Origin of the sequence: Janthinobacterium sp. 344 (assembly GCF_900112025.1) — a bacterium.
Taxonomy (GTDB): Bacteria; Pseudomonadota; Gammaproteobacteria; order Burkholderiales; family Burkholderiaceae_D; genus Janthinobacterium.
This window is the reverse complement of sequence record NZ_FOKL01000022.1, coordinates 1-20,266: the sequence shown is the minus strand read 5'-3', so window position 1 is coordinate 20,266 and position 20,266 is coordinate 1. Positions and strand designations below refer to the sequence as shown.

The window sequence follows — 20,266 nt, the reverse complement described above, 5'->3', positions numbered from 1 at the left end:
TACGAGATGCGGCCCAGGGTGTTGACGATGTTCCAGGCGCGGCCCTGCGACGGCGTGCGGGCGCGGCCGAACAGGATCAGCGCGCAGGCGACGACCAGCGCCAGGGCGATGCGGCTGCGGTAGTCGATGGCCAGGGCCAGCAGGACGGGCACGGCGGCCATGGCCATGAGCGCGGTCATGGCTCGGGGTGTACGGGCCGGGTCGCTGGCCCACCAGGCCATGAGCCCCAAGCCATAGCTGCCGAAGAAATACGGCGCCCAATTGTCCCAGTCCGCATCGAGATTGAAATACAGCAGGGAAAACACGATGCCGACGGTGACGGCCAGTGGCATCAGCCAGCCCATGCGCCGCTGACCGGCCAGGCGGCCGCCCAGCCACAGCAGCGATACCGTCAGCATATACAGCTGGAAATCGATGGCCACGTACCAGGCGCCGGCCGACAGCGATTCATAGCCCAGCACGCCATGCAGCAGCAAGGCATGGGCGCTGAGCTGGCCCAGGGTGACGGCGGCCGACATGGAATCGTGCTGCATCCAGATGCCGGCCACGGGCGTCAGCACGGCGGCGAGCAAGGTGGCGGCCAGAAACGGCGGCGCCAGCTTGGCATAGCGGCGCCAGATGGCGTGCACGGGAGAGGCAATGCCGGGACGCCCGGCGGGCGAGAGGGATTTGGCGACGAGAAAGCCGCCGATGACGAGGAACACTTGCACGGCGATGCGCGCGCTGCCGCCCAGCCAGTCCAGCAATGCGGGCCACAGGGGCTGCACGTAATCGGACATGGGGCCGTAAAACGCCAGGTGGTGCAGCACGATCAATTGCGCCGCCCCCGCCTTCAAACCATTGATCCAGCCAAACTGCGGACGTTTTGCCAGGTCCGCCTGTGATGCCGCTGCCGCTACCGTCATTCCCTATCCTTGCCGTGCCAGGCAGTGTCGCCAGCCATCGCGCAACAGGCGCGCGGCCGGGGATTTACCGAAAGGCCGACATCATAGCCGAGCCTGGCACTTTGGTGACGCGCGGCAGTCAGGCAATATCAGTCCTTGCGCGAAAAATCGGCGCGCATCAGGGTTTGAATCACGCTGCCACCCTCTTGCCGCGCCCGCACCATCACGGCCATCGATGGCAGAATGAACAGCGCGCCAGGCTGATCTTCCATGCTATGGATCAGTTGCTCCAGCTCGCGCCCGTTCGACTCGGCGCGCCCCAGCTTGTCCGCCAGCGGCGCGGCGCACTTGCCGCCATGGCCCAGGCGGGGCGGACACTGATCGACGCGCACGAAGGGGATATTGCGGTCCTGCAAGCGCATGGACAGCTGCGCGGCAAGCGCCTCCTGGCCGCCGTCGACATAGGCGGAATAACCGGTGCCGGTGCCGCTGAAGCCCAGCCGGGAGAACAGCAGCAGCGAGACATTCGCGCCAAACGCCCGGGTGGCCGCCTGCGGCACCCAGGCAAAGGGCGGCGCGTAGTCCGGCCCGAATGTCTTGCGCAACTGCGCCGCGTCGGCGGCACGCCAGGTGCGCAGGCACGCGGTATTGCTGGCGGCAAAGCATTGCCGATAACCGGACTGCTCATCGATAAACAATTCTTCGACCGCATTGGCCGGCGTGCCGGGCGCAGCAGCAGTACGCACCTCCCACTTGCCGGCGCCATTCTTGTGCCAGGCGAACGTGGTACGCGCCCAGTCCCATACGCGCACGTAAGGATTAGCCTGCGCATCCGGCAAGTCTGCCAGATAGGTCCTGGGCAGGCCGATGGCCTCGCGCCGGCCGCCATCGGCATCGACCACCATCACGACCGATGGCGCGCTGTCACTGTCGACCATGGCAAACGACATGCCGTCCGGCGAGATCGCGGCCAGGGTATTGGCATGCAGGCTGTAGTTGCCGACGAGCGGGTCGGGCAGCACCGTTTCCCTGAGTGGCAGCGCCTGCAGCAGGAAGCCCGGTTGCAGCTGGCCGGGAAAGTACAGCAAGCCTGGCGCCAGCGGAAAGCCATGCGGAAAGGCCACGGTGGCACGGTATGCGATATCGGCCGCCGCGATCCGCTGCACCACGGCCTTGCCATCGTGCTCGTACGCCAGCTTGAGCACCTTGTCGGACTGCTCAAACACGTCGGCGAAATAGACAGGCTGCCCGATACCGTCCCAGCGCGTGATACCTTCGGCCTTCCTGATCAGGACCTTGTCGCGGTACAACAGCCGCATCGAATCGATCTGGGTGGACGTCAGGTAACCGCCGCCTTGGCGGTACTGGATCGCCAGCGCGGTGAACGGCCCGGCCGGCGTGGCCTCGGTGACGCTCTCACCACGCTTGAGCACGCCCGCGTAAAGACCTTCCGGCGGCGCCGTGTATGGCGAGCAGGCAGCCAGCAGCATGGCAGCCGCAAAAAAATGGGAATTACCCCGCAAGCGAGGCCGCGCAGAAGCTGACATTCGTTTCAAGTCCCCGGTACATGCTGAAAAATCAGCAATATTGAGGATATTCTACGGCAACTCGGCTGGCGCCTGCGGCTGCTGCGCCAGGATGGCATCGAGCAAGCCGGGGAAACGGCTCTCGATATCGGCGCGGCGCAGGGTATTCATGTGCGTCGTGCCCACGTTTTCCGTGCACACCAGGCCCGCTTCGCGCAAGACCTTGAAGTGGTGCGAGACGGTCGATTTCGGCCGTCCGCCATCCAGATCGCCGCACGCGGCCGCCTCCACGCGCGCCAGGTGGCGCACGATGTCGAGGCGAATGGAATCGCTCAGGGCGTAGAGGACGCGCTCGAGGACGAATTCGCTGGCGGAAGGATGTTTGTGTGGACGCATGAGCACAATCATACAGCATGCGCTATACTAATTCCATTCTTCGAATATTTACGAACTACCGAATTTGCTTGACCTAACTTTTCTGAAAACCAACACAAAGGCCACCATGTCCGCCCTCTTCCAGCCCTACACCCTCAAAGACATCACCCTGCGCAACCGCATCGCCGTGCCGCCCATGTGCCAGTACATGGCCGTCGATGGCGCCGCCAACGACTGGCATCTGTCGCATTACGCGGGCATGGCCCGTGGCGGCGCGGGCCTGGTGATCGTCGAAGCGACGGCCGTGGCGCCAGAAGGCCGCATCACGCCCGGCTGCACGGGCATCTGGAACGATGACCTGGCGCAAGCCTTCGTGCCGGTGGTAAAGGCCATCAAGGCGGCCGGCGCCGTGCCCGGCATCCAGATCGCCCACGCGGGCCGCAAGGCCAGCGCCAACCGCCCATGGGAAGGCGACGACCACATTGCTGAAGGCGACGCGCGCGGCTGGCAAACCATCGCCCCGTCCGCCATCGCCTTCGGCGGCGGCCTCGGCAAGGTGCCGCGCGCCATGGACCTCGACGATATCGCCCGCGTGAAACAGAACTTCGTCGACGCGGCCGTGCGCGCCCGCGAAGTGGGCTTCGAATGGCTGGAACTGCATTTCGCCCACGGCTACCTGGCGCAAAGTTTCTTTTCCGCCCATTCGAACCAGCGCGACGACATGTATGGCGGCAGCGTGGAAAACCGTAGCCGCTTCCTGCTGGAAACATTGAAAGCCGTGCGTGAAGTGTGGCCCGAGCACCTGCCGCTGACGATCCGCTTCGGCGTGCTGGAATTCGATGGCCGCGACGAGCAGACCCTGCTCGAATCCATCGGCCTCGTGCGCCAGTTCAAGGAGGCGGGCATGGACATGCTCAGCGTCAGCATGGGCTTTACCATTCCCGACGTGTCGATTCCGTGGGGCCCCGCCTTCATGGGCCCGATCGCCGAGCGCGTGCGCACGGAGGCGGGCGTTCCCGTCTCGTCCGCCTGGGGCTTCGGCACGCCCGCCATCGCCGAACGCGTCGTCAAGGACGAGCAACTCGACGTGGTGATGGTCGGCAAGGCCCACCTGGCCAATCCGCACTGGGCATACTTTGCCGCCAAGGAACTCGGCGTCGAGCGCGCCTCGTGGGTCATGCCGGCACCGTACGCCCACTGGCTGGAACGCTACTGATCAGTCTTGGCCTTTAACGTTGCCGGATGCCCTTCCAGGGGCAGTTCCGGCAAGAACAGCAGGAAGACCAGCCCCACCAGCAGCAGTACGGCGCCGGCGCCAAACACACTGGCGATGGCGTGGCGGTACACCTCAACCGTTTGCGCCTGCGCCGCGTGCGCACCCAGCGCCGAGACGACTTCGACGCCGTGTTGATGCAACTGGTGCGCAAGGATGGCGCCGGACGCCGTCACGCCCAGCAAGCCGCCCAGCGAGCGGAAGAAGGCCAGCATGGCCGTGCCCACGCCGCGCCGCGCCAGGGGCAAGGCATTTTGCACAGCGATCGTCATGTTCGGCATCACCAAGCCTAATCCCGTGCCGAGCAGGAAGATGGCCGGCTCGATGATCCAGTAACCCTGCGACGTTTCCATGGCCCAGGCCAGCACGGCAAACGCCACGACCGCCACGCCCAGCCCCGCCACCTGCACCATCTTGTACTTGCCCGAGCGCGACAGCACCCTGCCGTTGAACATCGACGAGGCCACCAGGCCCACCATCATGGCCACCGTCATCACGCCCGATTCGGCGGGACTCGTGCCCATCACCAGCTGGAAGAACAGGGGGAAAAAGACGCTGGCGCCCATCAGGCCCATGAAAGTCATGGCCATCACCAGGCTGGCGATATTGAAGGTGCGGTTCTCGAACAGGTCGGGCGGCAGCACGGGTTCGTCCACGCGTCCCACGTGGAAGGCCAGCCAGGCGCCCAGCAACAGGGCGGCGCCGCCGCACACCTTGATGGCCAGCGAGTCCCACGGCCACTCGGTGCCGCCCAGCGCCAGCATCAGCAGGGCCGCCGTGATGGCGCCCGTCAGCAAGGCGGAACCCAGGTAATCGATCCGGTGCGCATGCGTGCGCACGGGCTTGCGCATGGCGCGCGCGATGATATAAAAGGCCACAATGCCCACCGGCAGGTTGACATAGAAAATCCAGTGCCACGACAGGGCATCGGTGATGACGCCGCCCAGCACGGGCCCTAGCACGCTGGTGACGGCAAACACGATGGGCACCATGCCCTGCCGCTTGCCCCGCTCGGCGGGCGGCACGATGTCGCCGATGATGATCTGCGCCAGCGGCATGAAGCCGCCCGCGCCGAGGCCCTGGATGGCGCGGAAAATGATGAGTTCCGTCATGTTCTGCGCCAGCCCGCACAGCACGGAACCGAGCAAAAAGGTCAGCAGCGCCGTGAAGATCATCGGGCGGCGGCCATACTGGTCGGCCAGCTTGCCGTACAGGGGCATGGTGGCCGTCGACGCCAGCACATACGCCGTGACGACCCACGACAGATGCGCCATGCCGCCCAGGTCGTCGACGATGCGCGGCAAGGCCGTGGCGACGATGCTCTGGTCCAGCGCGCCCAGCCCCAGCACGGCCATCAGGCCCAGATACGTGGCGCGCACTTCGCGTTCCGTCAGCGGCGCTTGCGCGGCCGCGGTGTTGTCCGGGGTACTCATGCTTGTCCAATCTCGAGCAGCGGCTGCATGGCCGCTTCCAGCGCATCGATCTGCCGCGGCGACAGGCGGGCGATGCGCCGCGCCAGCGCATCGCGGCGCCGCGCGCGCAGGCTCTCAAGGATGGCCAGCCCATGTGCGGACACCTGCAGGCCCGAGCGCCGGCGGTCCTGCGGATCGGGCGCGCTGCGCTCGATGAGGCCCGCCTCTTCCAGTGCCTTGACCTGGGCGCTGACGGTGGGCCCGCGCACATTCTGCAGCCGCGCCAGCGCGGCCACGCCGATGCCGGGCTGCTCGTGGATCAGGGCCAGCAGCATGTACTGCATCATCGATACGCCGCCCTCCAGCTCGCCCCCTTCGCGCTGCATGGAACGCAGCAGGCGCTTGAACGCCACGCGCAAGTCATCGGACAGCGCCAGCGCGCGCTCGGGGATGGGAAGGTCTTCGGTATTGGGCATGAGATCACATAAATAGGTAGGCTATCTACTTATATTAGTCCGTCCATGACCGCGCTGCAAGGCTTTTTTTCCATCCCGGCCCTTCCCAAAACCGCCATTGGCCGTCATAATAGCCGCCCTTGGGTCGTTAGCTCAGCTGGTAGAGCAGCGGACTTTTAATCCGTTGGTCGCAGGTTCGAATCCCGCACGGCCTACCAAATACTTCAGAAAAGCCCACGAATTTACGTTCGTGGGCTTTTTTGTTTCTGGTCTCTGTCTGGTCACTTCAAAACAGCCCCGCGCGCGCACTTGCATCCACCAGGAAGTATAATTGTCATTGGTCAAAATATAGTTACCAAACCCACGGACAGCCATCCTTGAATTCGATGCAACTTGCGTTTGCTGAAAAATCACTACGCCAACTTTGTGAGAGCGAAACAGCCGCTGTCCGCAAATTAGGCTCGCAAGTCGCCATAAAGCTCCTAGGCAGGCTTGCCGACCTACGAGCATGTGCATACGTCAGCGAGCTGGCAGCGGGGAATCCACGGGAAGTGGATCACGTTAGCCCAGGCAGATTCACGTTAGATCTAGCTGACGGAAATACTCTGGTATTTTGTGCTAATCACCCAAAAAATCCTATTCTAAAGACTGGTGGGATGGACTGGTCGCGTGTCAGCCGGATTAAAATTATAGGAATAGAAAACGACCATGATGACCTCTGAACAGCTTTCGCCGCGCTGGGTCTCCCCTCCTGGCGACACGATTTCTGACATCCTAAACGAACGCGCCCTTTCACTGACGGATTTTGCAAAAAAAGCAAGCCTGTCGCATGAGATCGCTAATAAGCTACTGTCCGGTGAGGTTGCCATCTCGGCCGAGCTGGCGGTAACTCTTGCCGCAACGCTGGGAAGCACCAGTACCTTTTGGCTGAACCGTGAGAAACAATTTCGGAGTGAGCTAGAGCGCCTGTTTGGTAATCCCATACAAGCTGATACCAAAAATTGGTGGGATAACATCCCATGGAACGAGCTTGTTAAACTTGGATGGATAGCGCCTCTCAGCGACTCTCACGCCAAAATAATTCAAGGTCTTCGCTATTTTAACGTATCAAGCCTTGATACTTGGCTTGAAAAATATGCGAATCCTACTCACTTAGCAGCATTTCGCACTTCTTCGACTTACAGCTCGGAAACTGGAGCAGTTGCCGCTTGGTTGCGACAAGGCGAAATATTGGCGGACGAAATAGCGTGCAAGAAATGGAACAAGAAAGACTTTGAAAAGTCGCTGGACAGCATTCGGCCGCTCACAAGAATGAAGGAGCCAAGCGACTTCCTACCACTACTAACTCAAATATGTGCCGGCCAGGGTGTAGCGCTTGTAATTGCAAGATCACCAACAGGATGTCGAGCTAGCGGGGCGACTAGATTTATCAGCAAAAATAAAGCCATACTACAGCTTAGCTTTCGATACCTCTCTGACGACCATTTTTGGTTCTCATTCTTTCATGAGGCAGCACATCTTATTCTACATGGTCAAGATAGGCTTTTCCTGGAAGGCACCAATCTCACATCTAGCCATGAAGAAAATGAAGCAAATGCATTTTCGTCGTCCTTCCTTATTCCCAAAGATCATCTACATGAGTTGAAGGCCATCTATAATGATCACAAAAAAATTATGCGATTCGCAAAAAACATTGGGATTTCACCGGGGATCGTAGTAGGTCAATTGCAGCATATAAATCTAATACCTCACAATAGGTATAACAATCTTAAAGTAAGATATAGCTGGGTTGATGGAAAATCACTCACCACTTAACCTCTAAATGCCACAAATTTTGCAGGATTTTTTTGCCAATTGCACAAAGAGTCCTCCATAACTTGCATTCCAACACCCAAATCCGCCTCCAACTCAACAAGCCATTTATCCAAAACCACTCTTGGTAAGTTTGCGGTAGACACACCTCCGAACAACAACCGAGCTCCCGCAAGCGGCCCAGTGGCACCGGCCATATAGGCCGAGCCAGGCTCAATGGTTGCAAGACCCATTTTCCCTATCATCGTCAGATAGTCAAATTTACCAGTACGCCCCAAGGTAAAGACGCTATTTAAAGTGCGATAAAGATGCGCAAACTGCTTTCGGCGATCAGCCCCCACCTCTCTCGCTACCCTATCAAATAACTCCAGGTGAGAGTTACCGACCCACTCTATGTAGGTTTTAACAGCTTTGGGAGCTTGAGTTAGGCTATTATATTTGCGATGATTCCCAAAGCCGCCTCGAACACCATCGCGCTTCAATATATGTTGGTTTCTCAATATCCATTCACCAAAAGCGTCGGGGTCTGCCTTAACGGAATTCCAATCCCACAATCCGCCTTGTCCAAGCCGGTCATAGGTCTCGGTCAAATAGCGCCAACCACCCTTTAGGTTCTTTCCGAAAAACACAGAGAGAAACACAAGCCAGCATGCCTCATCAATATTACCCACACGTTTATAATAAATCGCCGCTTTTTCAGGATCAAAAAACTCGCTTTTTGAGTTGGCCCGCAATGGACTTATATCCCTTTTCATTAATAGAGATATATATTTTACCCGATGTACGCTTTCGACAATTTGCTCAAGAAAGACCTCCATTGCAACTCTATCATTAAGACCAGGCAGCGGTCGTGCAGCCTTATCAAAGTTAACAAGCTTATCCTTCAATCCATTAGCAAACTTAATATCTTTAGGTTTCAAATTCAAACTCCCCCACAATAATTCCAATCCAATTAGCAATCGAAATCCTCACTTTATTACTCACACCAAAGCTGCTTTGAATGTTATGATTGTATCCGATTACGAGCAATTTCCTACCAAGATCAATACCCGCTATTTTCGTAACAATGCCCCTATAGGCGCGCCCCTCGACATAAGAGCCATTTGACCTAGCCAATTTCCATCCATCGATCGAAGTAGCCTCCAATGGAGAATCGAGCAAGTCACAAAAAAGGTTCACTACGCCCTGGCCATTCAGCAACAACACACTTATGGAGGAGCTCTGAAGGATATTCCCTATTAGGTTTTTAGAAGAATTTAATAAGATTTCCTTACTGCCCCTGCCAAGATTACCCCATTTTATTTTTGTTGCGTATGGGACTAAGTCGAGATGGCAAGCATGTCGCTCTTTGGAATAGTAAGAAAATCCAGCTTCCAATAGTATTTTATCCAAACTGCGGAACCAAGAATCGTATGGATTATTAAAAAAATACTGCCTACAACTATCAATAATCTCATCTATTTGCCTATCACTAGCAGACGACCATCTCACAAGTCCGAGCGTGGCTAAGGAATGGAACCGCCTTAACTCCCCAGTCAGAGGCTCGCCTATCGCATTAACGAACTCTCGATTACTAGGATTAAGCCCCAGAGTTGCAATCCCTGCAATTTTATGATGACCAAAAACCGGAACCGGAGACGCCCACCGGATTATTTCATCATTACAAGCAAGCGATTGATCCAACTCATCCAACAATCCGCGAATAGTGGCTCTCACTCAATTACTCTCCATCAGGAAATAAATCTAGCTGTGCCGGAGCGCTTTTTGCAAGACGGGAGCGATGTCGTTTCGTAATATATGGAGCGTATACCTTTGATGCCATTTGCCTTTTTAAAACAGGAACCCTGTTCAACATCCCATCTTCCTTCGTGAATTTAAATATTTGAAGGATCCGAATAATATCGGACCAATAAGGATCCAGTTCCAACTCACGTACATCAAAATCCTGCCCACTTCGAATTTTCTTTTCCATACGTCTTAACGATGACAAGGCCTGAGACGGGTCACCTTTTGGCATAGAATCCATTGCAACAGTTTCCTGCCACCCTTCGCCTACATAACGTTCTGCCTCAGCGCGATTCTCATCGTAAAGGTGAAGACTACCCACGACATGTTTATACCATCCGAGCTCAGCTCCTACTGATCGCGCGACTATTTCCTGAAGCATAGTAAATGAAAAAACGTCGTGAGGTAGCCCCTTGAAAGCATCGTTGGAGCGCATACTAACGATCATGTCTAGCTTGCCACGTCTCAACAGGAACTGGATCGTACAAGTGCAAGGAATATCCTTATGAGCCTCTAAAAGATCAGCAGCATCAAATAGCTGAATTACCGCCTGCCTCGACTCAAATTTTCGCTTTATTATCTGAATTACAGTGCTAACCTGAGCTCTTTCTTCTTTCCCAAAGAGTCGCGGGCCATACCCTCCATGTATCGTACGTCCGTTATCAGAAAATTCGGTATACATGGGAATGTAATATTTTATAAAATCCAGCCTATTACTACCGGCCAAGTACCACATGAATTCACCTAAGCAAGTGAATAAAGTGCTCCGCGTTTCAGCCCGACTTAGGCGAGCACGCGGATTTGATATTTTTAGCAATATACCAGACATCTCTACAGCGGCACCCTTAGTAGGATTTATTCTAGTGCGCCCCTTCAATAGCCTTTGATAAACCTGCATCAACAAATCATCTAAGGAATTGGCAGGTATATACACACTTCACTCCTATCGAAGAAATCTACTATTTATGTAGCTCTTAAAATAAATCCATTTGCACAGATGTGCCTCGTGAAAATTCAAATTCCCTCTTTAAAACTTTAGCACAACCAATTATTTTCCTTCTATCGCCAACATGAGCACCGAGCGATAGAGCTCTATCGCGCATAGAAATCGTTATATCATAATGAGGGTATGATGCATTAGGTTGAAACCAAGACTTGTTCAAGCCTAAAATGATGGCAAAGGTATGGAGCTCGCCCAGCGAATCTGCAACTAAATGACACCAGTGCTTACCTCTCCAAAAAATTCTTACATTATCGACATAGACCGCCATTAAATTCTCTCATCAACTACTCCTTACCGAATCAATTATATTGCGAAGCAGATATAATAAGACTAAATTACTTCTTCCGTCCCGCTCGCCAGTGTTGAGCATATTGCACTGCGAATGCATAAACAAACTCCTGCTCTCGGTGCGTTAAATCCTTCACTACTTCGCCTAGCAACTCGCCGAAATTTTCCTTCTGGCCGAGATCGCCTAACAGCGTAGGCAATGAAACCTTCAGTTAATTCGCGATATCGTCAAGGCGATCAAATGATGGAAAATGCGCCCCTTTTCTATATTACCTTCTTACCAATCAGCGCAACAGAAAAATCTGCGGGGCCCATACTCAAGTCCGGCATTCGTACACGATTTCAGCCTTAACCATCTCTATCAACAGCAAGGTGCGCTTTATCAAACACCGATATTGCTCGATTCACTGCCATCCCCATACCTGCCCGGCGTCACGCCCATCACGCGCTTGAACATGGCAATAAAGGCGCTGACGTTGTCGTAGCCCAGGTCCAGCGCAATATTTGTCACGGGCTGGCCGGCGGCCAATCGTTCCAGGGCGCGCAGGATGCGGGCGCGCTGGCGCCAGGCGGAGGGCGTAAAGCCCGTCTCGATCGTGAAACGGCGCGCCAGGGTGCGCGGGGATACGCCGGCCCAGGCGGCCAGCGCTTCCACGCCACGCTCGTCGGCCAGGTCATCGAGCATGGCGCGCGCCACGCGCAGCAGGCGCGGGTCAGTGGGTAGCGACAATCCGAACGGTTCGTGCGGCGCGGCGGCGATCTCGTCGAGGATCACGCCTGCCACCCGGGCCTGCCGCGCGTCCGGTACGTCAGACACATCCGCCTCCCAGGCGCTGGCGCGGGCCACCGCTTCGCGCAGCAAGCCCGAGACGCGCATCACGCAAGGCGCGGCGGGCAAGCCGGCGCAGCTGGCCTCGTCCACATACACGCTCCAGCCCGCAAACGGGCCGTGCGAACGCAGCGCGTGCACGTGATGGGGCGGCATCCACACGCAGTGGCTGGCGGGCACCACCCACTGGCCGCTGTCGGCAAGCACGGAAAGCAAGCCCCGCATGGCGCCGAACAGCTGGCCGCTGGCATGGCGGTGCGCCCCCGTCACCCGTTCCTGCCGCTGGACAATGCGCATGGCACGCAGCGGCGACGACAGCGATGCCGGAAAAATTGGCGGATTTGACGTATCGATAGTCATAAACAACGCAGGCAAGACAATCCGGTCATCATACAGTGAAGTCTTTCCAACCTTCAGGAGTGCGCCATGCGTGCAGAAGACGTCTTACCCGATCAGCAAAACCAGGGCCAGTTCAACGGCGTCACCGTGCGCAAGGGCACGGTGGGCGCCTTCCTGGCCAATGCCAGGCAATGGCTGGACGAGGCCAGCAGCGACGCCGAACGCCGCAGCGCAGAGCGCGACATTGTCGACGCCCTGCCCGCCCTGCACGCGCTGGGGCTATTCGATATTCTGCAGGTGCGCGACGCCAAGCTGCGCGCGCTGGTATCCACGGCGGACGCGTAAGCAGGCGCTGACTCGTCCCCGGCGCGCATTTCCTCTATCATGCTGCTTTGCCCGCCCTCGCCTCCGCCATGCCGTTTACCATTGCCGCCCCCGTCCACAGCGAACTGATCATCAAGAAAAGCCGTTTCATCGGTTGCGTGCAGCCGATGACGGACCGCGCCAGCGCGCAGCAGGTGGTCAATGACTTGAAGGCGCAGCATCCGGGCGCCTGCCACGTGTGCTGGGCGCTGCTGGCGGGCGGGCAGTCGGCGGCCGTCGATGATGGCGAGCCGAGCGGCACGGCCGGGCGGCCCATGCTCGACGTGCTGCGCCACCAGGACCTCGAAGGCGTGCTGGCCACCGTCGTGCGCTACTTTGGCGGCATCAAGCTGGGCGCGGGCGGCCTCGTGCGCGCCTACACGGATAGCGTGGCGCAGGCGCTGTTGCAGGCGGAAAAGACGGCCATCGTGCGCCAAAGGTCCCTGCGCTGTACCGTGCCGTACGCGATGGAAGGCATGCTGCGCCGCGAGCTCGACGGGGCCGGCGCCACCCTCTTGAGCGTGGCGCACGGCGACAGCGTGCTGTTCGATTTCAGCCTGCCGGAAACGGCGGCCAGCGCCCTGCTGGCCCACCTGGACGAGGCGGGCAACGGGCGCATCGGCTGGCTGAAGGCGGAAGAAGAAACGCAGGACTGAAGGCGCCCCGCGTCGCGTCCTTCACGCGCCAGGCGGCGTGCGGCGCGGGTGCCAGAGGCCGCCGTGCGCGTGCAGCCAGGTCCGCACGTCCACCGTGGCGATGCCGCGCTGCGCATTGTAGGTATTTTCCTTGTCCCACCACATGCCGTCGCCGCGCGCGAAGGCGATGCGGTAGCGCGCCATGCCATCGCCGGGCTGCCTGGCGAGGTCGGCGGCCAGCCGCTCCGGCGTCAGCAGCTCGCGGCGGAAAGGGCGTCCCGTCACCTCTTCCACGATCTCGGCCAGCCGGCCATACGAGAGCGTGTCGCCGGCCACGTACACCACCCGGTCGCGGATGGCGGGTGCTTCCAGCACGATGGCGCTGGTGAGGCGGCCGATATCGTCCGGCGTGGTCACCGTCAGCCGCGTCTCCCAGCGGCCCAGTGCCCGCACCACGTCGCCGTCGAAATCCACGAGGCCGAACGCCGGCTCGAACAGGAAACTGGTAAACATGCCCGTCGAGACGATCACCCATGCGGTGGCCGACTGCGCGCGCAGCTGCTGGCGCACGGCATATTGTTCGTCGAACACGGGCTGCCCGCTGCCCGTGCCGACGATGTCGTAATCGACGCCGAACTGCCAGGGAAAATAGCGGCGTACGCCGGCGGCCAGCACGGCGCCCGTGATCCTCGTCTGGGTGCCCGGCCCCGCCACGAAACCCGTGCAATTGAGCACCGTATCGAATGGCTGCAGCAGCGCGGCCAATGCCGCCTCGCTGCCGTCCTGCAGGTCGAAGGACAGCAGGCGCACGCCCATGGCGCGCAATTCCGCCTGCCTGCGTGCCTGCGCGGCGTCCGGCGCCTGCAGCGAGCGGGGCGACACCAGCACGGCGAGCGGCCTGGCCAGTGCCTGGCAGCGCGGCGCCAGGTGGCGCAGCACCGCCATGCCAAGTTCGCCGGCACCGAGCACGAGGATGGCGCCGTGAGGCAATTCATGGGAATGAGGGGACATGCTTGCTTCCTTCTGTTGAGTGGGAGATTGATCCATTTTTCGGCACGGCCAGCGGGTATGCACGGCATGCCGGGATGCAGGGCAGTATAGTCAGGAGGCGGCTTCCCCATAAGCGGGCGCGACCTGCCTTCAGAATTGCGAAAAATGGGATAATCGACTCTCAACAGCAGACACGGGAGCGGCGGTGGACAGGATACGGGGCATGCAGATTTTCTCGCGCGTGGTGGAAGCGCGCAGCTTTGCCGGCGCGGCCAGGAATCTGTCGATACCGCGCTCCACCGTCAGCCGCTCGATCCAGGACCTGGAAGCCTTGCTGGGCGTGCGGCTGCTGCAGCGCACGACGCGACAGCTGAGCCTGACCCAGGACGGCGACGTGTATTACGAACATTGCCAGCGCATCTTGAGCGAGCTCAAACGCGTCGACAGCGTCTTGTCGAACGGCACGGCCAAGCCGCGGGGCATCTTGCGCGTGGACATGACGTCCTCGTTCGCGCGGCAGGTGGTCTTGCCCGCCATCCAGACCTTCCAGGCCCGCTACCCGGACATCGATCTCGTGCTGACCCTGGGCGACCGCCCCGTCGACCTGCTGCAGGCAGGCGTCGACTGCGTGGTGCGCGCGGGCGTGCCGGAATTGTCGGCTTTGCTGGTGGCGCGCCGCATCGGCGGCTTCGAATGGGTGACGTGCGCCTCGCCCGCCTACCTGGAACGGCATGGCACGCCCCGCTCGCTGGAGGATCTGGCGCAACACCATGCGGTGGAATTTCACTCAGGGCATACGGGGCGGCCGCTGGCCTGGCATTTCATCGTCGACGGCGAGGAGCGCGCCATCACCTTGCGCGGCAGCCTGGCGGTCAACGATACGGACGCCTATATCAGCTGCGGCCTGGAAGGACTGGGCCTGATACGCATCGCCAGCTTCCTGGCGGCGGCGCATGTGCGCGCCGGGCAGCTGGTGCCCGTGCTGCAGCAATACCGGGGGCCGGTCGTGCCGCTGTCGGTCCTGTATCCGCAAAACCGGCACCTGTCGCCGGCCGTGCGCTCCTTCATCGACTGGATCGGCGAGCTGCTGCGCAACATGGACGCGCAGCACTGATGCCCGCCCGCGCCCCGCGCGGCAGGCCTTTACTGTACGCGGCGCACCTTGGGCGAATTGTTCGTGCCGTCGATCTTCAGGAAGAAGGTACCGAGGAAGTTGCGTTCGACCGTCACCTTGGGATTGTTGAGTGGCGCCAGCACGGCGGAACTGCCATCGATGATGCGCCATACCTGGCCATTGGCCAGCTTAATCATTTCATTGCCGCTCCAGCCATCGAACTTGCCGGCAATCGTGCTGCTGATCGACGTCTTTTCTTCCGGCACGGCCGCCTTGGGCGCCTTGACCGTTTCCATGCCAAAGCTTTGTTCGCGCTGCTGCGCCGTCGGCACGGCGGCTGCCACGGCGGCCGGCATGGCTGGCGCCGCCACGCCCAGCGGAATGGCGTCATAGCATTTCACGCGGCTGGACACGTCGGCCAGCGAGCGGCATTGCAACATGGCGGCATCATCGGCCAGGGCGGCGCCCGATACGAACACCAGCAAAAAGAGAGCTTTCATTGAAATTCTTTCAAAATAAATGGAGTGACGCCAGGCATGCTCATTACTATGCGTGTGGGAAATGATTATATCGATTGCCAGGGACCGTGGCATGACGATCTTGCCACGGCCGGGAATCGCCTACGCAAAACGCCAGCATCACGCCTCAGAGGTCACGCGGACGTTTAAGCTGCAGCAAGATGAAATGTGTCCACGCCAGCGCCGGCAGCACCAGCAGGACCAGCATCAGCCCGGCCGGCATGTCCGGCACGAAACGCGCGAAGCAGGCGAGGAAACCGGCGATGGCCAGCCAGAAACGCCAGTTGAACGCATACGCCTTGCGCGCCACGGTGGCCAGCGCGATGCGCCAGAATTCCAGCAAGGCCCACAGGCCGCCCGTCAGCAGCAGCGCCGCCAGCGCGTTGGCGCCGGGCGCCTCGGCCCAGGTGCGCACCAGGTTATACAGCAGCACGGGATAGCCAGCCGTCATGGCCAGGGTGGCGGGGCCGGCGGCGATGATAGCTTCGACCAGCTGCCCTTTGGAACGATGATCCACTGCCACTCCTTACGCCACCACGCCCGAATGGGCGGCGATCACTTGCAGCGCGCCGGCGCCATCCTGCGCCCACACGCGCGTAAAACGGAAGTCGCCATGCGTTTCCACGTCGTGATAGCTGCCCGTCAGTTGCATGCGCACGGAGACCACGGCCACATGGCCGCAGATGCGCACGTGGCGCTCGGAGGCGCGCAGGTCGGTGATGGTCAGCAGGCGCTGCTCGTGCGCGGCCAGGTCCGCGTGCTTGCTCAGCAGATGTCCCAGGTGATTCGTAAACAACAAGTCGTCCGCCAGCAGGACCGTCAGCGCGGCCACGTCGGACGCCATCATGGCCAGGCGCAGGCGCTCTTCCGCATCCAGCACTTGTACTTCCGTCAAAGCATTCATTTTTTTCCTTATTAAAATCACGCGCGCCATATTAGCAAACGGGAAAAGAATGCTGGCATGAAATGGCCAGATGCACAATCATCCGGAAGCCTTATCCCTGCGCTTATGCCTGTGAGGCATATTCATATAGCGTAATATTCGCTGCGGCATGGCGCAGAACGCCCCCATAGTACTGTACAGTGCTTGCCCTTCCGTCCCAGGCTGGGGCAGCTGTTACTTCTGGCAAAGTTTTATAATTGCTCAGTGCAGTCTCGAATAAAACCAAGATAAGGCCCTTTCATGGCAATTAACATCATTCTGAACCTGCTCGTTGCGCTGCTCGTCTTCGCCTTCATGTTCCACCAGCAACGCAAGCACGCCACGTTCACCGTGCGCGTGTTCACGGGCCTGGGCCTGGGCGTGCTGCTGGGCGCGGCCGTGCAGTGGCTGTACGGCGCCGGTTCGCCCATCATCGTCGGCACCAATGAATACATCGACATCGTCGGCAGCGGCTACGTCAAACTGTTGCAGATGATCATCATGCCGCTGATCATGGTCTCCATCATCTCCGCCATCTTGAAGCTCAAGGATGCGAGTTCCCTGGGCAAGATCAGCGCGCTGACCATCGGCACCCTGCTCATCACCACCACCATCGCCGCCGCGCTGGGCATCCTGATGGCCAAGCTGTTCGGCCTGACGGCCGTGGGCCTGACCTCGAGCGCCGCCGAAGTGGCGCGCGGCGTGCAGCTGCAAGGCTCGCTGGAAACGGCGAAAGCGCTGTCCCTGCCGAAACTGCTGGTCAGCTTCGTGCCGACCAACCCCTTCCTCGACATGACGGGCGCGCGCAAGACGTCGACCATCGCCGTGGTCGTGTTCTCCATCTTCATCGGCATCTCGGCCACCGGCATCGCGGCGAAAAAACCGGAGATTTTCGCGTCCTTCGAAAACTTCATGAAGGTGGCGCACGCCATCGTCATGCGCATGGTCACGCTGGTGCTGCGCCTGACGCCGTACGGCGTCTTCGCGCTGATGTTTGAAGTGGTGGCCTCGTCGAGCTATACGGACATCCTGAAACTGATCAACTTTGTCGTGGCGTCCTACAGCGCACTGATATTGATGTTCCTCGTGCACCTGGCCATCATCGCCGGCGTGGGACTGAACCCGCTGCGCTTCGTGAAAAAAGTCTTCCCCGTGCTGGCCTTCGCGTTCACCTCGCGCACCAGCGCCGGTTCGATCCCGATGAGCGTGCAGACGCAGACGCAGCGCCTGGGCACGCCGGAAGGCATCGCCAACTTCGCCGCCTCGTTCGGCTCGACCATCGGCCAGAACGGCTGCGCCGGCATTTATCCGGCCATGCTGGCCGTGATGATCGCGCCCACCGTCGGCGTCGATCCGTTCACCATCAGCTTCCTGCTGCCCTTGCTGGCCATCATCACCATCGGTTCCGTCGGCGTGGCCGGCGTGGGCGGCGGCGCCACGTTTGCCGCGCTGATCGTGCTGTCGGCGATGGACTTGCCCGTCGCGCTGGCCGGCTTGCTGATCTCCGTCGAACCGCTGATCGACATGGGCCGCACGGCCTTGAACGTCAGCGGCTCCATCACGGCCGGCACCGTCACCAGCCGGGTCATGGGCGAGACCGACCTGGCCGTCTACAACAGCGACGATGCGCCCGACCTGGATGAGGCGGAACACACGGCGTAAGCCCTTCCGGCCACACCAGCGGCGCGCCGCGCCTTGCCGCTTTCGTCTATATTGATCGTTAATCAATACGGATGGGAGCGCAAGGCGATGGAGCAGAAATGGCCGCAGCAAATCTGGATCGTGCGTCACGGCCAAAGCGCCGGCAACGTGGCGCGCGACGCCGCGGAAGCGGAAAAACAGTTACTCATCGCCATCGCCGAGCGCGATGTCGATGTACCCCTCTCGGACCTCGGCGCGCGCCAGGCGCAAGCCCTGGGCGACTGGTTCGCCACCCTGCCCCCTGAACAACAACCGACCGTCGTGCTGTACTCGCCGTACGTGCGCGCGCACCAGACGGCGCAGGCCGTGCTGGCGCGGCTCGACGAAGACAGCTTGAACTCCGTGGTGGCCGACGAGCGCCTGCGCGAAAAGGAATTCGGCATTCTCGACCGCCTGACCGTGCACGGCATCGCCAGCAAGTACCCCGAACTGCACGAGCAGCGCCAGCACGTGGGCAAGTTCTATTTTCGCCCGCCCGGCGGTGAAAGCTGGTGCGACGTCATCCTGCGCCTGCGCAGCGTGCTCGACACCATCACGCGCGAATACCGGGGCGAGCGGGTGCTGATCGTCGGCCACCAGGTCATCGTCAACTGCTTCCGCTACCTGCTGGAACGCTGCGACGAGCACGCCATCCTGGCCATCGACAAGGCGGCCGACGTGCCCAACTGCGGCGTCACTTCCTACGCGTTCAATCCCGCCCTGGGCAAGCACGGCAAGCTGCAGCTGGAGCTGTGCAACTTCGTCGCGCCGCTGGAAGCATCGGGCACACCCGTCACGGCCCAGCCCGACATGCCGGCCGCGCCCAAATCCTGAACCATTGATTTCGCCGCGAGGTGCGCCATGTCCACTACCGAAATCACGCCCGCCCTGCTGCGTTCCTGGCCACTGCCCATGCCCGCCCCCGATGGCGACAAGGAAGTGCGCGGCCACCTGCTGATCGTTGCCGGCTCGGCGGAAATGCCGGGCGCCATTCTGCTGGCGGCCACGGCCGCCCTGCGCGCCGGTGCGGGCAAGCTGACCCTGGCGACGGGCGCCTCGGTGGCGGCACAGGTGGCCATCGCCATGCCCGAGGCGCGGGTCATCGGCCTCGATGAAACGCCGCTGGGCGGCTTCCGGCACGAGGCGCGGCACCAGCTGGCGCCGCTGGCGGGCAAGGTCGATGCGGTGCTCATCGGGCCCGGCATGTGCGACACGGCGGCCAGCTGCGAGCTGATGCGCCACCTGCTGCCCCTGTTCGCCGGCAGCCGGCTGATCCTCGACGCCTGCGCCATGCAGGTCGTGCGCCAGCCCGCGCACTTCCGTTTTGCGCAGCCCGTGCTGCTGACCCCGCATGCGGGCGAGCTGGCGCAGCTGACGGGGCTGTCGAAGGATGCCGTGCTGGCCGACCCGCACGCCAGCGCCGTGGAAGCGGCGCGGCGCTGGCACGCCATCGTCGCCCTGAAAGGCGCACACACCGTCATCGCCATGCCCGATGGCACCACCTGGACGCATGCGGGCGGCAACGTGGGCCTGGCCATTTCCGGTTCCGGCGATACCCTGGCCGGCATCATCACGGGCCTGGCCGCGCGCGGCGCGCCACTGGAGCAAGCTTGCGCCTGGGGTATCGCCCTGCATGCGCTGGCGGGCGACCAGCTGGCCCTGCGCTTCGGCATCCTCGGCTACCTGGCGCGCGAAATCCCGGCCGAAATTCCGGCCCTGCTGCGCCACCTGGCGGCATAAAAACAAGGCTCTGTCCCCGTTAAGTAGGGGAAGTTCAGGAATCTTCCTGTATCCCTGCTGTCTGACTGTGCATCGCAGACAAACGGGAGCCTTTCATGCAGATAGCTCAATGGAAAACCTTCATCGCCCAGTTCGCCGTACTGAACCGTCGCCAGCGCCTGGCGGGTATCGCTCTGCTGCGAGGAAGCGCACCGCAGGGCGCTGCCGCGGCACTGATCGAAAGCGTGGCCCGGCGGCGATTGCAGTGTCCTGTCTGCAATAGCAATCATGCTCACCTGCATGGCCATGCGCACGGACTGCAGCGCTACCGTTGCGTGCCGTGC

Annotated in this window: 22 protein-coding genes, 1 tRNA gene and 1 pseudogene; 10 read left to right on the top strand and 14 right to left on the bottom strand. The window is 60.4% G+C overall.

Annotation, left to right across the window (positions count from 1 at the left end; all coding sequences use genetic code 11):
- The 3 genes from BM193_RS28045 to BM193_RS28035 form a co-directional block, all read right to left on the bottom strand.
- On the bottom strand, positions 1-905 hold a 905-nt coding region (locus BM193_RS28045; RefSeq protein ID WP_092832605.1), incomplete at its 3' end, for an acyltransferase family protein.
- 128 nt (positions 906-1,033) lie between these two features.
- Complete coding sequence (locus tag BM193_RS28040) at positions 1,034-2,374, bottom strand: hypothetical protein (RefSeq protein WP_092804742.1); 1,341 nt, start codon at positions 2,372-2,374, stop codon at positions 1,034-1,036.
- 108 nt (positions 2,375-2,482) lie between these two features.
- Positions 2,483-2,806: an ArsR/SmtB family transcription factor gene (locus BM193_RS28035; protein WP_092804751.1), complete on the bottom strand. Its 324-nt coding sequence runs from the start codon at positions 2,804-2,806 to the stop codon at positions 2,483-2,485.
- Positions 2,807-2,912: 106 nt separating this feature from the next.
- Here BM193_RS28035 and BM193_RS28030 point away from each other — a divergent pair, with 106 nt between their 5' ends.
- Positions 2,913-4,001 (top strand): NADH:flavin oxidoreductase/NADH oxidase, encoded by a 1,089-nt coding sequence (locus tag BM193_RS28030; protein WP_092804739.1) that lies wholly within the window; start codon positions 2,913-2,915, stop codon positions 3,999-4,001.
- On the opposite strand, the gene BM193_RS28025 is transcribed toward BM193_RS28030, so the two are convergent.
- Together BM193_RS28025 and BM193_RS28020 are read right to left on the bottom strand one after the other, a co-directional pair.
- Positions 3,995-5,491 carry an MDR family MFS transporter gene (locus tag BM193_RS28025; protein ID WP_254786465.1) on the bottom strand — a complete coding sequence of 499 codons (1,497 nt, stop codon included), beginning with the start codon at positions 5,489-5,491 and terminating at the stop codon, positions 3,995-3,997. The genes BM193_RS28030 and BM193_RS28025 overlap by 7 nt on opposite strands.
- Positions 5,488-5,946, bottom strand: coding sequence for a MarR family winged helix-turn-helix transcriptional regulator (locus tag BM193_RS28020; RefSeq protein ID WP_092804736.1), 459 nt, complete (start codon positions 5,944-5,946; stop codon positions 5,488-5,490). The genes BM193_RS28025 and BM193_RS28020 overlap by 4 nt, the downstream gene beginning before the upstream one ends.
- A 121-nt stretch (positions 5,947-6,067) precedes the next feature.
- Here BM193_RS28020 and BM193_RS28015 point away from each other — a divergent pair.
- Both BM193_RS28015 and BM193_RS28010 read left to right on the top strand, forming a co-directional pair.
- A tRNA-Lys gene (locus BM193_RS28015) sits at positions 6,068-6,143 on the top strand.
- 490 nt (positions 6,144-6,633) lie between these two features.
- Entirely contained in the window at positions 6,634-7,740 is a 1,107-nt protein-coding gene (locus BM193_RS28010) for an ImmA/IrrE family metallo-endopeptidase (protein WP_092804755.1), read from the top strand.
- On the opposite strand, the gene BM193_RS28630 is transcribed toward BM193_RS28010, so the two are convergent.
- The 5 genes from BM193_RS28630 to BM193_RS27995 form a co-directional block, all read right to left on the bottom strand.
- Positions 7,737-8,657 (bottom strand): alpha-glutamyl/putrescinyl thymine pyrophosphorylase clade 3 protein, encoded by a 921-nt coding sequence (locus tag BM193_RS28630; RefSeq protein ID WP_139176423.1) that lies wholly within the window; start codon positions 8,655-8,657, stop codon positions 7,737-7,739. The two genes, BM193_RS28010 and BM193_RS28630, sit on opposite strands and share 4 nt — an antisense overlap.
- Positions 8,647-9,453 carry a hypothetical protein gene (locus tag BM193_RS28625; RefSeq protein ID WP_139176420.1) on the bottom strand — a complete coding sequence of 269 codons (807 nt, stop codon included), beginning with the start codon at positions 9,451-9,453 and terminating at the stop codon, positions 8,647-8,649. Before BM193_RS28625 ends, BM193_RS28630 begins: the two co-directional genes overlap by 11 nt.
- Before the next feature lie 4 nt (positions 9,454-9,457).
- Positions 9,458-10,351, bottom strand: a complete 894-nt coding sequence (locus tag BM193_RS28005) for a thymidylate synthase (RefSeq protein WP_302847697.1) — start codon at positions 10,349-10,351, stop codon at positions 9,458-9,460.
- Between the two features lie 145 nt (positions 10,352-10,496).
- Entirely contained in the window at positions 10,497-10,793 is a 297-nt protein-coding gene (locus BM193_RS28000; protein WP_092804695.1) for a DUF4031 domain-containing protein, read from the bottom strand.
- Between the two features lie 402 nt (positions 10,794-11,195).
- Positions 11,196-11,939, bottom strand: coding sequence for an AraC family transcriptional regulator (locus BM193_RS27995; RefSeq protein ID WP_254786464.1), 744 nt, complete (start codon positions 11,937-11,939; stop codon positions 11,196-11,198).
- A 129-nt stretch (positions 11,940-12,068) separates the two neighbouring features.
- Here BM193_RS27995 and BM193_RS27990 point away from each other — a divergent pair, with 129 nt between their 5' ends.
- Positions 12,069-12,326 (top strand): hypothetical protein, encoded by a 258-nt coding sequence (locus BM193_RS27990; RefSeq protein WP_092804688.1) that lies wholly within the window; start codon positions 12,069-12,071, stop codon positions 12,324-12,326.
- A gap of 68 nt (positions 12,327-12,394) precedes the next feature.
- The gene (locus BM193_RS27985) at positions 12,395-13,000 is read left to right on the top strand and encodes an IMPACT family protein (RefSeq protein ID WP_092832601.1); all 606 of its coding nucleotides are present in this window, start codon (positions 12,395-12,397) and stop codon (positions 12,998-13,000) included.
- Positions 13,001-13,021: 21 nt separating this feature from the next.
- On the opposite strand, the gene BM193_RS27980 is transcribed toward BM193_RS27985, so the two are convergent.
- Positions 13,022-13,990: an aromatic alcohol reductase gene (locus BM193_RS27980; RefSeq protein WP_092804682.1), complete on the bottom strand. Its 969-nt coding sequence runs from the start codon at positions 13,988-13,990 to the stop codon at positions 13,022-13,024.
- 202 nt (positions 13,991-14,192) lie between these two features.
- Here BM193_RS27980 and BM193_RS27975 point away from each other — a divergent pair, with 202 nt between their 5' ends.
- Positions 14,193-15,083, top strand: a complete 891-nt coding sequence (locus tag BM193_RS27975) for a LysR family transcriptional regulator (protein ID WP_254786463.1) — start codon at positions 14,193-14,195, stop codon at positions 15,081-15,083.
- Positions 15,084-15,112: 29 nt separating this feature from the next.
- On the opposite strand, the gene BM193_RS27970 is transcribed toward BM193_RS27975, so the two are convergent.
- The 3 genes from BM193_RS27970 to BM193_RS27960 all read right to left on the bottom strand — a co-directional run bounded on the left by BM193_RS27970 (position 15,113) and on the right by BM193_RS27960 (position 16,505).
- Entirely contained in the window at positions 15,113-15,583 is a 471-nt protein-coding gene (locus BM193_RS27970) for a hypothetical protein (protein ID WP_092804676.1), read from the bottom strand.
- 145 nt (positions 15,584-15,728) lie between these two features.
- Complete coding sequence (locus BM193_RS27965; RefSeq protein ID WP_092804673.1) at positions 15,729-16,118, bottom strand: hypothetical protein; 390 nt, start codon at positions 16,116-16,118, stop codon at positions 15,729-15,731.
- A gap of 9 nt (positions 16,119-16,127) precedes the next feature.
- Positions 16,128-16,505, bottom strand: coding sequence for a nuclear transport factor 2 family protein (locus BM193_RS27960; RefSeq protein ID WP_092804670.1), 378 nt, complete (start codon positions 16,503-16,505; stop codon positions 16,128-16,130).
- 279 nt (positions 16,506-16,784) lie between these two features.
- Between BM193_RS27960 and BM193_RS27955 the strand changes: the two genes are divergently transcribed.
- From BM193_RS27955 to BM193_RS27940, 4 genes and pseudogenes are all read left to right on the top strand, one after another.
- Positions 16,785-18,185, top strand: a complete 1,401-nt coding sequence (locus tag BM193_RS27955) for an L-cystine transporter (RefSeq protein WP_092804667.1) — start codon at positions 16,785-16,787, stop codon at positions 18,183-18,185.
- 87 nt (positions 18,186-18,272) lie between these two features.
- On the top strand, positions 18,273-19,037 hold the full coding sequence (locus tag BM193_RS27950) for a histidine phosphatase family protein (RefSeq protein ID WP_092804665.1): 765 nt from the start codon (positions 18,273-18,275) through the stop codon (positions 19,035-19,037).
- 27 nt (positions 19,038-19,064) lie between these two features.
- Positions 19,065-19,943, top strand: coding sequence for an NAD(P)H-hydrate dehydratase (locus tag BM193_RS27945; RefSeq protein ID WP_092804662.1), 879 nt, complete (start codon positions 19,065-19,067; stop codon positions 19,941-19,943).
- 95 nt (positions 19,944-20,038) lie between these two features.
- Positions 20,039-20,266: pseudogene (locus BM193_RS27940) on the top strand (IS1595 family transposase); the annotation flags it as partial.

What these genes read in the sequence shown, in the direction of transcription:
- BM193_RS28040 (WP_092804742.1), bottom strand. Translation starts at nt 2,374, where the DNA reads ATGCTGCTGGCTGCCTGCTCGCCATACACGGCGCCGCCGGAAGGTCTT.
- BM193_RS28035 (WP_092804751.1), bottom strand. Translation starts at nt 2,806, where the DNA reads ATGCGTCCACACAAACATCCTTCCGCCAGCGAATTCGTCCTCGAGCGC.
- BM193_RS28030 (WP_092804739.1), top strand. Translation starts at nt 2,913, where the DNA reads ATGTCCGCCCTCTTCCAGCCCTACACCCTCAAAGACATCACCCTGCGC.
- BM193_RS28025 (WP_254786465.1), bottom strand. Translation starts at nt 5,491, where the DNA reads ATGAGTACCCCGGACAACACCGCGGCCGCGCAAGCGCCGCTGACGGAA.
- BM193_RS28020 (WP_092804736.1), bottom strand. Translation starts at nt 5,946, where the DNA reads ATGCCCAATACCGAAGACCTTCCCATCCCCGAGCGCGCGCTGGCGCTG.
- BM193_RS28010 (WP_092804755.1), top strand. Translation starts at nt 6,634, where the DNA reads ATGATGACCTCTGAACAGCTTTCGCCGCGCTGGGTCTCCCCTCCTGGC.
- BM193_RS28005 (WP_302847697.1), bottom strand. Translation starts at nt 10,351, where the DNA reads ATGTCTGGTATATTGCTAAAAATATCAAATCCGCGTGCTCGCCTAAGT.
- BM193_RS28000 (WP_092804695.1), bottom strand. Translation starts at nt 10,793, where the DNA reads ATGGCGGTCTATGTCGATAATGTAAGAATTTTTTGGAGAGGTAAGCAC.
- BM193_RS27995 (WP_254786464.1), bottom strand. Translation starts at nt 11,939, where the DNA reads ATGCGCATTGTCCAGCGGCAGGAACGGGTGACGGGGGCGCACCGCCAT.
- BM193_RS27990 (WP_092804688.1), top strand. Translation starts at nt 12,069, where the DNA reads ATGCGTGCAGAAGACGTCTTACCCGATCAGCAAAACCAGGGCCAGTTC.
- BM193_RS27985 (WP_092832601.1), top strand. Translation starts at nt 12,395, where the DNA reads ATGCCGTTTACCATTGCCGCCCCCGTCCACAGCGAACTGATCATCAAG.
- BM193_RS27980 (WP_092804682.1), bottom strand. Translation starts at nt 13,990, where the DNA reads ATGTCCCCTCATTCCCATGAATTGCCTCACGGCGCCATCCTCGTGCTC.
- BM193_RS27975 (WP_254786463.1), top strand. Translation starts at nt 14,193, where the DNA reads ATGCAGATTTTCTCGCGCGTGGTGGAAGCGCGCAGCTTTGCCGGCGCG.
- BM193_RS27970 (WP_092804676.1), bottom strand. Translation starts at nt 15,583, where the DNA reads ATGAAAGCTCTCTTTTTGCTGGTGTTCGTATCGGGCGCCGCCCTGGCC.
- BM193_RS27960 (WP_092804670.1), bottom strand. Translation starts at nt 16,505, where the DNA reads ATGAATGCTTTGACGGAAGTACAAGTGCTGGATGCGGAAGAGCGCCTG.
- BM193_RS27955 (WP_092804667.1), top strand. Translation starts at nt 16,785, where the DNA reads ATGGCAATTAACATCATTCTGAACCTGCTCGTTGCGCTGCTCGTCTTC.
- BM193_RS27950 (WP_092804665.1), top strand. Translation starts at nt 18,273, where the DNA reads ATGGAGCAGAAATGGCCGCAGCAAATCTGGATCGTGCGTCACGGCCAA.
- BM193_RS27945 (WP_092804662.1), top strand. Translation starts at nt 19,065, where the DNA reads ATGTCCACTACCGAAATCACGCCCGCCCTGCTGCGTTCCTGGCCACTG.